The 12,996-nt window shown below is 38.6% G+C and carries 14 protein-coding genes; 10 read left to right on the forward strand and 4 right to left on the reverse strand.

The features are described 5' to 3' along the window. Positions 1-63 precede the first annotated feature (63 nt). The 6 genes from EV282_RS03445 to EV282_RS03470 all read left to right on the forward strand — a co-directional run bounded on the left by EV282_RS03445 (position 64) and on the right by EV282_RS03470 (position 5,544). Positions 64-699: a lysoplasmalogenase gene (locus tag EV282_RS03445; protein ID WP_130293818.1), complete on the forward strand. Its 636-nt coding sequence runs from the start codon at positions 64-66 to the stop codon at positions 697-699. Positions 700-822: 123 nt separating this feature from the next. Further along, positions 823-1,248: an SRPBCC family protein gene (locus EV282_RS03450; protein ID WP_130293820.1), complete on the forward strand. Its 426-nt coding sequence runs from the start codon at positions 823-825 to the stop codon at positions 1,246-1,248. 102 nt (positions 1,249-1,350) lie between these two features. Continuing rightward, positions 1,351-2,058, forward strand: coding sequence for a DNA alkylation repair protein (locus EV282_RS03455; protein WP_130293821.1), 708 nt, complete (start codon positions 1,351-1,353; stop codon positions 2,056-2,058). 336 nt (positions 2,059-2,394) lie between these two features. Further along, positions 2,395-3,615 carry an ATP-binding protein gene (locus EV282_RS03460; RefSeq protein ID WP_165389343.1) on the forward strand — a complete coding sequence of 407 codons (1,221 nt, stop codon included), beginning with the start codon at positions 2,395-2,397 and terminating at the stop codon, positions 3,613-3,615. Between the two features lie 69 nt (positions 3,616-3,684). Continuing rightward, positions 3,685-4,164: an NUDIX domain-containing protein gene (locus tag EV282_RS03465; RefSeq protein WP_130293825.1), complete on the forward strand. Its 480-nt coding sequence runs from the start codon at positions 3,685-3,687 to the stop codon at positions 4,162-4,164. 31 nt (positions 4,165-4,195) lie between these two features. Next, a protein-coding gene (locus tag EV282_RS03470; RefSeq protein ID WP_130293827.1) for an IS3 family transposase occupies positions 4,196-5,544 on the forward strand; the annotation gives its coding sequence in 2 pieces (ribosomal slippage) (positions 4,196-4,655 and positions 4,655-5,544; 1,350 coding nt in all). 71 nt (positions 5,545-5,615) lie between these two features. On the opposite strand, the gene EV282_RS03475 is transcribed toward EV282_RS03470, so the two are convergent. Next, positions 5,616-6,293 (reverse strand): carbonate dehydratase, encoded by a 678-nt coding sequence (locus EV282_RS03475; protein WP_130293829.1) that lies wholly within the window; start codon positions 6,291-6,293, stop codon positions 5,616-5,618. Positions 6,294-6,511: 218 nt separating this feature from the next. Between EV282_RS03475 and EV282_RS03480 the strand changes: the two genes are divergently transcribed. After that, positions 6,512-7,417, forward strand: a complete 906-nt coding sequence (locus EV282_RS03480; protein WP_130293831.1) for an AEC family transporter — start codon at positions 6,512-6,514, stop codon at positions 7,415-7,417. Between the two features lie 396 nt (positions 7,418-7,813). Here the strand turns inward: EV282_RS03480 and EV282_RS03485 are convergent, their stop codons facing one another. Next, positions 7,814-8,167: a DUF4260 domain-containing protein gene (locus EV282_RS03485; RefSeq protein ID WP_130293833.1), complete on the reverse strand. Its 354-nt coding sequence runs from the start codon at positions 8,165-8,167 to the stop codon at positions 7,814-7,816. 330 nt (positions 8,168-8,497) lie between these two features. On the opposite strand from EV282_RS03485, the gene EV282_RS03490 reads away from it, so the two are divergent. Then, positions 8,498-8,680 (forward strand): aspartyl-phosphate phosphatase Spo0E family protein, encoded by a 183-nt coding sequence (locus tag EV282_RS03490; protein WP_130293835.1) that lies wholly within the window; start codon positions 8,498-8,500, stop codon positions 8,678-8,680. A 7-nt stretch (positions 8,681-8,687) separates the two neighbouring features. Here EV282_RS03490 and EV282_RS03495 read toward each other — a convergent pair whose 3' ends face one another. Beyond that, positions 8,688-9,587, reverse strand: a complete 900-nt coding sequence (locus EV282_RS03495) for a LysR family transcriptional regulator (protein ID WP_130293837.1) — start codon at positions 9,585-9,587, stop codon at positions 8,688-8,690. Positions 9,588-9,738: 151 nt separating this feature from the next. Between EV282_RS03495 and EV282_RS03500 the strand changes: the two genes are divergently transcribed. Then, on the forward strand, positions 9,739-10,239 hold the full coding sequence (locus EV282_RS03500; RefSeq protein ID WP_130293839.1) for a DUF4362 domain-containing protein: 501 nt from the start codon (positions 9,739-9,741) through the stop codon (positions 10,237-10,239). A gap of 313 nt (positions 10,240-10,552) precedes the next feature. Here EV282_RS03500 and EV282_RS03505 read toward each other — a convergent pair whose 3' ends face one another. After that, positions 10,553-11,941: a PLP-dependent aminotransferase family protein gene (locus EV282_RS03505; RefSeq protein WP_130293841.1), complete on the reverse strand. Its 1,389-nt coding sequence runs from the start codon at positions 11,939-11,941 to the stop codon at positions 10,553-10,555. Between the two features lie 123 nt (positions 11,942-12,064). Between EV282_RS03505 and EV282_RS03510 the strand changes: the two genes are divergently transcribed. After that, positions 12,065-12,988 (forward strand): DMT family transporter, encoded by a 924-nt coding sequence (locus tag EV282_RS03510; protein ID WP_130293843.1) that lies wholly within the window; start codon positions 12,065-12,067, stop codon positions 12,986-12,988. Positions 12,989-12,996: the final 8 nt, after the last annotated feature.

A 12,996-nucleotide genomic window follows, 5' to 3' on the forward strand; every position in this document is an offset into this window, starting at 1 on the left:
AAGTCCACTTGGATATGGAACGATATAAAAGGTTATGTGTTTAATGAAGGAGTGGGGATTGCAATGACTATTAGCCTTTTTTCTTCTATTATTCTGATTTCATCTATAACTTACCTTTATGCAATTAAACGTAAAAAACAAATGCTTATTTATATTCTCAAACCAGCGACCATGCTCATCATTATCCTTTTTGCACTAACGAGTACCCCTTCAACTTATGCCTGGTGGATCATCATCGGTTTGCTTTTTTCGTTACTAGGTGACATATTTTTAATGGTTCCTAAAGATCGATTTCTTCAAGGACTTGCTTCTTTCCTTACTGCTCATGTTTGCTACATTATTGCCTTCCTTCAAATACAACTTCAGAAAGAATTGAATGTTTTAGTTTCAGTTAGTTTAGTTGCAATTGCGCTTATATACTTTATTCGGTTAGTAAAAGGAAAACGGTTTACAGGTGGGTCCCCATTAAAATTTGCAGTGTTTACTTACATATTACTTATTACGAGTATGGTATGGGTTTCTATTTTGACAGAAAATCTATTTATCATCTTGGCAGCTTTTCTTTTTTATTTTTCAGATGCCACGCTTGCTTGGGATCGGTTCATCAAACCTTTAAAATATAGAAACTATTTGGTGATGTCTACCTATTTTCTTGCTCAATATCTATTTTCTTTATCGATTCATAAGGTAGTTTTATAGAAATTCTTCAAGGAGGAAAAGTGCACTTTTTTCTTGAAGTTAAACAATAGATTAGTTAGCGAGAAAGGAGGATTAATTTTATAGAAGTCTAGTAAAATATACTAATGAGAGGTGGATATTCACATGGAAACAAGCAATAAAGTAACCATAACGGTAGAAATCACAGTTCAAAAACCAGTTGCAGAAGTTTGGAAATACTGGACAGAGCCTCAACATATCACAAAGTGGAGTTTTGCTTCTGATGATTGGCATGCTCCTAATGCAGAAAATGATTTGAGGGCTGGCGGAAGATTTCTCACGAGAATGGAAGCTAAGGATGGCAGCTTTGGATTTGACTTTGGCGGCGCGTATGATGAAGTAAAACCAAACGAGTTCATTGGTTACACACTTGATGATGGCAGAAAAGTTACGATTTCTTTTATCAGCCAAGATAACGAAACGAAAGTAATCGAGACGTTTGAAGCGGAAGCTACCAATCCTGTTGAAATGCAAGAAGCAGGCTGGCAGGCGTTTCTGGATAATTTTAAAAAATACAGTGAAAGTCTATAAGTCTATTACATTCAATCTAGTGCGATCGTGTGCATTTCTTCAAGAAGGAGAAATGCATTTTTAAATGATTCTAATAGGGAAGAAAGAAGGAAGTGAAACAAGGTGGATTTACAAATGGTCATGCAAGAGCTTGAAGCTCTCGGCAAAGAACGCACGAAGAAGATGTACATATCAAATGGCGCACATGAGCCGCTATTTGGTGTAGCTACAGGGCAAATGAAGCCGATCTCCAAGAAAATCAAAAAAGATCAATCTTTGGCTGAGGAGTTATATGCTACCGGAAATTACGACGCAATGTACTTTGCAGGGGTAATTGCGGACCCGCTAGTCATGACTGAGGCAGACTTTGATCGCTGGATGGATGCGGCGTATTTTTATATGTTGTCCGATTATGTGGTTGCAGTAACTTTATCTGAAACAGACATCGCCCAGACCGTTGCTGATAAATGGATCGCAAGCGGCGAAGAGTTGAGAATGTCAGCGGGCTGGAGCTGCTACTGTTGGCTTTTGGGGAATCGTCCGGATGCTGAATTTAACACGAACAAGATCGCTAGTATGCTGGATCAGGTGAAAAATACGATCCACGATTCTCCTGAGCGCACAAAATCGGCAATGAATAATTTTCTTTATACAGTAGGAGTTTCATACTTACCGCTCCATGATAAAGCGGTCGAGAATGCAAAGGCAGTGGGTACAGTAGAACTCAAACGAGATGAGAAAAAAAGCAGTTTTCTGATTCCATCCAAAAATATTCAAAAGGAAGTAGATAAAGGGAGAATTGGATTTAAACGTAAATATGTAAGATGTTAGAAATACTCATCATCTTCATGATCTTTTATGCTATCCGATATTTCATGGAGCCGGAGTATAGGAAACGGAAAAAGAGTTGGATAATTATTGATATCATCTTAACTTCACTATTAGCTTATATCATTGAATATATCGTTTGTTTTTTTTAACTAACAGGTGCGTAACGAGACGTGCCTGTATTTTTTTATGAATAGATTGACAAACTCCCACAACCCTTAGATATAAATACCTAGAATTTAGTTTTTATATACAAGGAAATCCCTAGATTTTGTCGAAAATCAAAAAGACAGGTAAAACGAGGAAGTAGGGAACCGTATGTGGGAGTCAATTCAAAGCATGTGCTTGCACGTGGTCTTCATTCTTTTTACAATCCTTATCTATCAAGTCTTCTTTAATGAAAGAGAAGAGAAGCGGAAAAAGATTCGTTCCAAATTCTTTCTATTCATGCTGATTATACTAATCTTTACAATGAGCCAGCCTGTCTATCATTTTGAAATCTATAAGTATGATTTTAAAGCAATTGTGATCATCTTATCTTTTTTATACGGAGGCAAAAGGGCAGGGTTTGCATCCTTTTTAGCTCTGCTCGTAATCGGTTACTTTACAGACCAGAAACTATTGATCCTATTAGGAAATTATACAGTCTTCAGTTTATTGTTACTCCCTGTATCCAACTGGTTTCATAAGTATCGAATAAAAGGCAAAGTTATCGTAATCAGTTTGTTTTATATGACAATCCCGATTACAAGAGCGATTTTTCTTCAGTTAAAAGGAGACACCCGAGAAACCTTTTTCGAATTAAGCTCTTCCCTTATTATTTTGGCAACTCTGATTGCTATCATCTACTTAATTGAAAACATGAATGAACAGATTAAAATGAAACAAGAGCTGATCCGAACTGAAAAAATGAATGTCGTCAGCCAGCTGGCGGCTTCTGTTGCACACGAAATCCGCAATCCGATGACATCTGTTCGAGGATTTATGCAGTTGATGCAAAAAGAAGATCTAACGAAGGAACAGCAATTGTACATAAGCATCTCAATTGAGGAATTAGACCGTGCGCAGGAAATCATCAATCAATATTTGGCACTGGCGAAGCCACAAACCGAACAATATGAAACGATTGATCTAACCTCGCTCATTCAACAGTCCATTGACGTCATGCATTCGTACGCTATTCTGAACAGCATACATATCACGCAGGAAGTAGAACCATCCCTCAAAATAGAGGGGCTGAAACTAGAAATTCAACAGGTATTGATCAACATCATAAAAAATGCGATCGAAGCCATTAGGAGCGAAGGGGAGATCTGGATATCTGCTGCAAAGAATTCCAATGGTTTCATATCCATTCAAATTAAAGATAACGGTGTAGGATTGTCCGAGGTCCAAATCAAAAAACTAGGCAGCCCGTATTATTCAACAAAGGAAAAAGGGACTGGCCTTGGGTTAACCGTATGCCATCAAATCGTGAAGCAAATGGGTGGACAAATTACAATTAAGAGCGAGTTGAAAAAGGGAACATGCTTTACGATTAATCTGCCGTCTAAAAAGTAATGCAAAACAATGGAGACTCGTCCTGAAACTTAGTTTAGTGCCGAGATCGATTGGGGAGAAGATATAAATATGTCTGGTCATATCCGAGTAAGAGCTGGTGCAATAATTATTGAAGATCATAAGATTTTATTAACTGAATTTAATGACCCTTATAGGGGAATTTTTTATGATTTGCCTGCTGGAGGAACTGAACCAAATGAATCAATTATTGAGGCTGTAAAGAGAGAAGCAAAAGAAGAAGCCAGTGTAGATGTTGAAGTTGGGCCATTAGCCTTTGTTTATGAGTATGCACCGCATCTTAACGGCGAAAAGTATGGAAAGACACACACTTTAGTTATGATGTTTGAATGTACGTTAAAAAAGGGCTCTATACCAAGACTGCCTGACAAACCTGACCCTAATCAAACAAATGTGAAGTGGGTATCTTTATCAGATTTAGAGAATGTAGAATTATACGCTAAGATAGGAAAGCATATTAAAGATTACACAAAGAACAAAAGAAATATTGATATGCTTGAGGAACATAAACTTTTGCACCCCAATTGTTAGACACAACTAACAATTGGAGGTGCTGTTTTTTATGACCAAATATTCTTTGGATATTCAACTGGCTGCTGCTCATGCTTATCTTGAGGGAAGCGAATCCTTTAGAGACATAGCTCAAACGTATAAAGTGGATTTAACAACTTTAAAAGAATGGGTATCTCGTTATCGCCTTCATGGATTGGAAGGTCTTAAAAAACCATATACAAACTACACGGTGAAGTTTAAAATGGACGTACTTAAATATATGAACGAAACAGGAGCGTCCACTAGAGATGCATCGTCCGTATTCAATATTCCCACGTCTAGTACTGTTTGGAAGTGGAAACAGTTATTTGAAACGGGTGGTATTGACGCTCTCCGAGCTAAAAAAAGGGGGCGTACATCCATGAAGAAAAAATCCAGCCAAAACCAGCCAATAGAAGGATCTGAGGAAACACTACGTAAAGAGAACGAACGTTTACGCATGGAGAATGCTTATTTAAAAAAGTTACACGCCTTAATTCAGGAAAAGGAAAGCCAACAGAACAAATTAAAGCGCAAGTAATCCGTGAGTTAAGGCATCAGTTCAAAATAATCGATCTCATACAGATAGCAGATATTCCACGAAGCACGTATTATTACTGGTCAAAGAGAATGAATCAACCAGACAAATATCACGAGGTGAAAGAAACCATCAAACAAATCTTTGATGAGAATAAGGGTCGCTATGGCTACCGTCGAATTACTTTAGTTTTACGAGGATTAGGGTATTTACTAAATCACAAGACAGTCCTGCGTCTGATGAATAAATTAGGATTAAAATGTCTGGTACGTATGAAAAAATATCGCTCCTACCGAGGGAGTGTAGGTAAAACTGCACCTAATCTTTTAGAACGTAACTTTCAGGCAAAAAAACCTAATGAAAAATGGGTAACAGATGTGACGGAGTTCCATGTCCATGGAGAAAAGCTCTATATGTCTCCTATTCTTGATCTATATAATGGTGAGATCATTGCATATCAACTTGAGAAACGCCCAATTTATCCACTCGTATCGAGAATGTTAGATAAAGCATTTAAAAAAATAAAGAAGGATGATTCCCCTCTGCTTCATTCCGACCAGGGCTGGCATTATCAGATGACGCGATATCAACATTCCCTGAAAGAACATGGAATTATCCAAAGCATGTCCCGTAAGGGAAACTGTCTTGATAACGCCGCTATGGAGAGCTTCTTTGGCGTATTGAAGAGTGAATTATTCTACATTAAAAAGTTTGAAAGCATGGAGCATTTTATACTGGAGCTAGAGGAATATATTTATTACTATAACCACAGACGAATTAAGGCAAAATTAAAAGGCTTGAGTCCAGTTCAATACCGGATTCAAGCCCAAGAAGCCGCCTGATCATTCGTGTCTAACTTTTCGGGTTCAGATCAGATTGCAGTGTTTTTACATTTATTAACTGTAAAATTTGGTTACTCTTTTTTCTTTTTGCTATCATCCGTATAAGCAACCCCGCATGAACAGCGGCAATCGCCAAACAATAAATGATAACCTGCTGGGAACTCCTGATTGACTCGCTGTACTTCTCTTGCAAATTCTTTGCTGTCAGCAGGTACCTTTGAGAGAGCATCTGCTTTCTTTTGAGAATCGATGTATGCTCCAGGGGGAACGAATCGATTCTTAGCCACATGAACCCCATTGGTGACGACGGCATTATACGAAATAAATGATCCGCTTCCTATAATGGCGTCATAAACAATCGCTTTGAAGCCAACAAATACTTTCTTTCCTATATAACAAGGTCCATGCACTAACGCTCCATGAGCGATGGAGACTTCCTTGTTGATGAAAATGGAGTAATCCTTCCCGTCTACACTAATGAATTTATCTTTCAAGCCATGCAGAATTACCCCATCCTGAAGATTGGTGTTAGATCCCACATAAAAAGGAGTACCTTCATCTGCACGTATGCTAACAAGAGGAGCTACATATACATTTTTCTTTATGGTGACATCACCAATTACACTAGTAAAAGGACTAATAAACGCACTTTTATCAATGGTTGGACAAATTTGAATAGGGTTAAATGAAGTAATCGGGTTAGGACTGATAAACGGCTGGAAACATGCATCTGAATCACTGTGTTTCATAAGAACCACCTCTGATAAATTTATCTAATCATGATATGCAGGTGTGTAACAGAGGTAACTGTTCAAATTCTTATGAATGAAATGGAGGAGAAAAAAGTGTTCTGGCAGAGGGATCTTAGTTTTCTAGCTAACAGAGCTATTTATAACAAGTCTCCATTAACGTTATGTTACGATGAATGAAGTGAACATTGAAGTGAAAAAAGGAAGAAGGTTTATACATGTTAGAACTGCTAAGTATCGTCTTGCCGGTTTTTGCTATCTTTTCTATCGGATTTATCGGGCAAAAGGTAATCGGCTTTGATACACAATCACTTTCCACAATGGCTCTCTATCTAATGTCTCCCTTTCTTGTTTTCCGTACTTTCTATGAAACTACATTGACGAAGACATATGGTTACATGCTCGTTTACACGCTTGTACTCTGTTTTACACTCATTACGTTTGTGTACGCGGTCAGTTTTATAAAAAAATACAACATGCGTGAAACATGTGGAATGATTCTCTCGTCAGCCTTCATGAACAACGGAAACTATGGAACACCTGTCGCTCTTTTTGCCTTTGGAGCTGCAGGACTTGATTATGCGGTTGTTCTAATGGTTATTCAGCAGCTGGTGATGTGTACAGTGGGGATTTATTACGCCGCAAAGGGAAGTCCTGAAAACGATGGTGTCTCATCTGCATTAAGAGCCGTAGTAAGAATGCCGATCCTATATGGTGCGATAGCGGGAGTTCTCTTTCAACAGCTGGAAATCAAAATTGGGGGTTCCATTGCAGAAGCTCTCGATCTAGTCGCAGACTCTGCCATACCGACCATCATGATTATTTTAGGTATGCAGCTAGCAAAAATTTCGTTGCGAAATGTTCAGGTCGAAAAGCTGACATACTCGCTATTGCTAAAATTGTTCGTCTCACCAGCGATCGCGTATGGTATCACTCTCTTTTTACCGATAGACCCAATGCTTAAATCGATCATGATCTTAATGGCAGCCATGCCATCTGCGGCGAACACAACCATGTACGCTCTTCAATTCGGGACAGAGCCAGACTTCGTATCCAGCGCTACACTAGTCAGCACACTACTCTCTCTAATCACACTGCCTGTTCTGCTTGCTATCCTTTTGTGATTGGACGAAAGGTGCGAGATTCCAGCAGGATTAGTGGAACAGGTGAGACTCCTATGGATGCAAAGCGTCGAGTCTGCCCACCCCGCGGAAAGCGAGTACCCTGGAGTGGAAATCAACCACTTACAAGAGCAACAAAGAAATTGACACATGAAAAGAGCTAACCACCAGGTCAGCTCTTTATTATTGGGGTTAGCCAATTCTTTTCTTGTTTTTCTTGCTCTTAGCTCTTTTCTTATTATTTAAGAAATTATCTAGAACGCGGATTAGACTCAAAATAGACACCCCCCTATTTTGAAACTAGGAAAGAGAGTATACGAATACATCCTCCTTCTTCTATATCTTACGCAGGCTTGTCTAAAGTGATTGGACGAATAAATGATAGAAAAGTGGAATTTTTTAAGACGCCACTTTATGTAAATGAGTATCTTTAAAGTGACTAGGGTACTTGAGTCCATATCCAATTGATCGATCCATGGCGATATGGGCAGAGAGGATCAGTCCTAATGCAAGGAGCAGGTCGATTGACCAAATAAAACCTGACATCAATAAGATGATTGCTAAAATGTAAGTGTGAAACAAGTTATAACATATTGAACCTATTTTATTATTAATAAGGTAGCCTAACATGGATAAATCAGGACTAAAGAGTAACAAAATAAACAACAACCAGCTAAATTCATTCTGAAAGTAAAAATATACACTTATTATGAATACGAACAATCCTTCCAAATGCAGAAGAAATTTTGGCAAAAGTTTTCCCCCTCCATTAACCCCAATTAACATTAATAACCACATTTGATTTTAACATAAATTTCCTTAAAATAGGTACTTTCGACACATGTAGATTTTCGTCAAAACAAGCGTGCTGATTCCGAAAAGCTCAAATCTTGTTGGACCCGTTGCACTCAATGAAGGGTGCAATATGTACAAGAAATCCAAGTGACCTCTTTCTACCATTAACTTCAGCCATATTGAAAGACTATTAAAAAACATTAAATTTACATAAAATGGGGTTCGCTCTATCCTTATCTTATAAACAGAAAATGGAATAAACTAGTGTGCTAGAAAGGGATTGCTTTAATGGATTACGAGATGCAATTACTATTGCAAGAAATCAAAAGATGCCGTCAAAAAATGTATGACCTTAGACCGGGCTCAAATGATTTTTCGAACCATGAACTGGTCAAACAAAGCCAGATGCTAGATAAGTTAATCTTTTATTATCAAAAGAGCATCCTAGAGAAAGAACGAAATGCTAATTAACGGTTTGTTATTGATTTAGTAAATACCTTACGATTCTATCGAATTCTTTTGCTTCTGCCGTGAAACCTTTAGTAAGAGGATAAAGCGTCCAAAAATCTTGGGAAATCAGATCTGGATTCTTAAATGGAATGAGGGCTAGATTTCCATTTAGGACATCTGCGTTCTTTTTAAAAGTAAAGTTCAAAACAAAAGAAAACGCATGTCCGTCTAGAATAGCTGATCGCAGCACTTCAACATTATTTGATGAGAACAGGATCTGATTACTATTAAAATACGTATCATTAAACGTTGTTCCGCCTTTAGAATTGTAAATGACGATCTTTTGATCCGTCAGTTCATCAGGGGTTATAAATTCCTTATAGTATAGAGGCGATTTCTTTCCTGCACAAACACATACATGCCCCGTATAAAGCGGTTCATAGCCAATTCCTTTCTCATGCTTCATAGAAGAGAGATCATACTCTGTAAAGGAACTTAATCCGATATCGATACTACCATTCTTAATTTCTTCTAAAATATGTTCCTGGTCGATTTCCTTGATCATGACGTTAACCTCAGGAAATTTCTCATGAAACAGGATAAACGCATCGTAGACCATATATGTGAGTGCTGGTGCACAGCCTACTTTTAATGATAGTCTTTTTGCTTTTTGATTAATAGAAAGCTCTTTCTGTAGTTCATCCATCTTATGTAGAATTTCATACGCTTTAGATACAATGAATTTTCCTTCAGCAGTCGGGAGTGTACCATGCCTAGAACGTGTAAATATGGAGATGCCAAACTCTCTTTCTAGCTGAGTGATCGATTGACTGATCGCAGAAGGGGAGAGGTGAAGCTTGTCTGCAGCTTTTGTGATCGAACTTTCTTTAGCAACTTCTACAATGTATTTAATCTGTTCTAAATTCATAGAAATTCTCCTTTTAGTTAAGCAGACTTTAATGAAAGCGGTTTTATTTTCATTTTAACTTAAATCTCGTTTTAAGTGGAAATGGAAATTGCGACCAAATCCTTTTGTATATCGTCTAATCTTATAAACGAACGAAATTTGAGGAGGCACAATGAAGATTTTGAGTTTAGTCGCTACGATTACGGCAGGTATATGGTTAAACGGATTATATGAACATGGAGATGGAAAGGAAACAGCTCTTCTCCCAATTCAGGAACCCCCTTCAGAAGCTTACAACATGAATGAGGCAAAAAAGAGAGGCGATATTATATGGGGATATGAAGATTACAATATTGAGCGGTTTCAAGAGTTTTTAACAAATACGAATGCAAAAAAGAAAGATGAAATTCGAATCACGAGCTATACAATGGAAGGGGACCCAATCTTTAAGGATCTTGTTTTTGACGGAGAAAAATATCATTACACTTATGATAATTCCCATGATGGTTATGCTGGGCAAGACAAAGGGATTTATAAAGATATCTGTTCTGAAATCCTAATGGAAGAACCAGCTGAGCCTGCTTTTATCTTAAACGGTTGTTCAAAACAAAGAGATGCCACTGAATACTTTTTAATCCGATTGAAACCAGAAGATATAATAAATAAGGAATAAAGCTTCTCGCGGGACCACTTCCCGCGAGTTTATTAATTTCAATCTTCGGCGAAGGATTGTTGCTTTTGGCTCTCTTCTTCATCTGCAAATTGATTGAAGCGCAAGGTTGCCGACTCCTCGAAAATGAAAATCACATTTTCTTCGTGCGATGTAACGCTGCCGAAGCCTTCCTTGTCCTACGGGACGAGCGGTCAGGTGGAGACTCCTAATGGCGCAAAGCGGCAGGAGGCTCACCGTTCGCCCCGTGGAAAGCGAGCAACCTGGAGCGGAAATCAATCACATTAAGAGCAACAATGTATGCTAAAACAGCCATTTATTTAAACCAAGCTCCTGCCAGCAGCTCAACAGCTTTCTTAATTTCTTCTACAGAAAGCACAGCGAAACCCATCAACACCGTTTGATGATCACATCTGCCATATGCTGAAACGGGATATACCCTAATGCTGCAGGCAGCGGCACTCTCTACCAACTCTTTTTCTGTCATCCCATTGTTTGGCCGAACTAAGATATGGAGTCCTGCATCCTGTCCGATTATTTCAACCGATTCACGAAAACACCTCGAAATTTCAGCAACCAGCGCATCTCTTTTCTTCTGATAAACGACCCTCATCCGATTTATATGCTTTTCCCACTGTCTTTCTTTTATGAAACGCTTTAAAATCTCCTGATCGATGCGGGAAACAGTTTGTGTGTAAAAGAAATAATCATTTTGATAGATTGTTAAAAGCGGCTTTGGAAGAATCATATAACTTATCCGTAATGAAGGAATTAGAGCTTTTGAAAAAGTACTCATATAAATGACGTTTTCGGAAGTATCAAGTCCTTGAAGGCCAGGGATTGGCTTTCCTTCGTACCGAAACTCACTGTCATAATCATCCTCGATGATAAAGCGATCCGTCTTCTCTTCCGCCCATTTTAACAACTGCAGCCGCCTGGCTATAGGCATGACCATCCCGCACGGAAATTGATGAGAAGGTGTGACAAAAACGGCATTCGCTCCGCTTTTTTCAAGTTCAGAAACAACCAATCCACCTTCATCCAGCGGAATCATCTTTACTTTATCAGCCGGATTTTCGAATAAGACTAACTTTCGGTGATAGCCAGGATCTTCAACAGCAAACGTACTGCCATTCAACAGCTGAAAGAGGACTTTTATTAGATAAGGTGTTCCTCCTCCGATAATGATCTGGCTTGGTGAACAGCGAACACCTCGTGATTCATATACGTATTTCGAGATTTCTTCCCGAAGACCGTATTCTCCTTGCGGGTGGCCTAACAATAAAAGCTCTTTATTCTCAGTCCGGATCACTTCACCTACTATTTTCCGATAGACCGAAAAGGGAAAAGCATTTCCTTCAATGCCTGTATTCGTGAAGTCAAAAGTATATGTTCTATCTCTGTATGTTTTCTCTTTGACAATGGAGATGTTCCGATTTACATCTACATGGTTTTGATCGACTTCACAGACAAAATAGCCTTTACGCGGAATGGATTCGATATAGCCTTCGGCGACAAGCTGGCTGTAGGCAGATTCGATGGTGTTCTGACTGAGGTTCAGATGCTTAGCTAGCTTTCGTTTAGAAGGAAGTTTCGTTTTCTGAGCCAGGTTGCCATTTTGCACTTCTTGTTTGATAAAATGATAGAGTTGAATATAAAGAGGCTTGTTGCTGTGTGTATCGAGGCTTGGTGTGATTTCAACCATAAACTGACCCCCTTGTATTTTAAAAATCTGACACTTTTTATAGAGTCAGAACTTCATTATAATACCTCTATGCTTATCATTTTATAAAGGTAAAAGCAAGTTGCAGCTTAGGAGGTATGCTTCATGAAACGTTCTCGTCAAATCGGTTTAATGATGATTATAAGTGGTGCCACGCTATGGGGAATTTCTGGTCCCATGATTCAGTGGCTTTTTCAAAAAACTGAACTAACATCAGCTGACTATTTAGTTGTCCGTTTAATAGCAGCGGGTATCATTCTATTAAGTTTTTTATTTTTTACGAAGCAAGATATCTTTGTGATTTGGAAACATCCTGGTCAATGGATCCAGCTCATCATCTTTTCGGTCCTTGGCATGCTAGGAGCGCAATATGCCTTTATTGAAACGGTGTACATAAGTAATGCTGTAACGGCTACTTTGTTTCAGTTTCTTGGTCCTGTTCTTATTATGGTATGGGTTGCATTTCTTAATAAAAAGCTTCCTTCTTCCATGCAGTTCATCGCATTAATTGCTGCATTGGCAGGTGTTTTCTATTTGATCACAAACGGATCTGTGCAGGACATTGTACTATCAAAGAATGCCATCATCTTTGGGGGATTAACAGCGCTTGGATTTACGTTTTACACGCTGCATCCATCTTCACTCATTAAGCGATGGGGGACGTCTGTCATTGTAGGTTGGGGGATGCTGATTGGTGGAATCGTCCTATATTTGGTGAATCCGGGATTTAGTTTTTCAGAGATGTCCGGTTCATTAACGGTAAGCACATTCTCCATGCTTATCTTGATCATAATAAGCGGAACGGTTTCTTTTGTTCTTTATATCGGCAGTTTAAAATACTTATCTGCAGTGGAGACAAGCCTGCTATCAAGTATCGAACCATTAGTGGCTGGGATTTTATCCATTACATGGCTGAATGATTCCTTTGGGAGCTATCAGCTATTAGGCGGGGCGTTCATAGTGATTGCAGTGATATTCCTGGCAGTTCCTGAAAAAGAAACGTCTTTGATTTCTGAGAACATTACGTGATAGATAAG

It is taken from the genome of Fictibacillus sp. BK138 (assembly GCF_004216955.1).
Lineage (GTDB): Bacteria > Bacillota > Bacilli > Bacillales > Fictibacillaceae > Fictibacillus.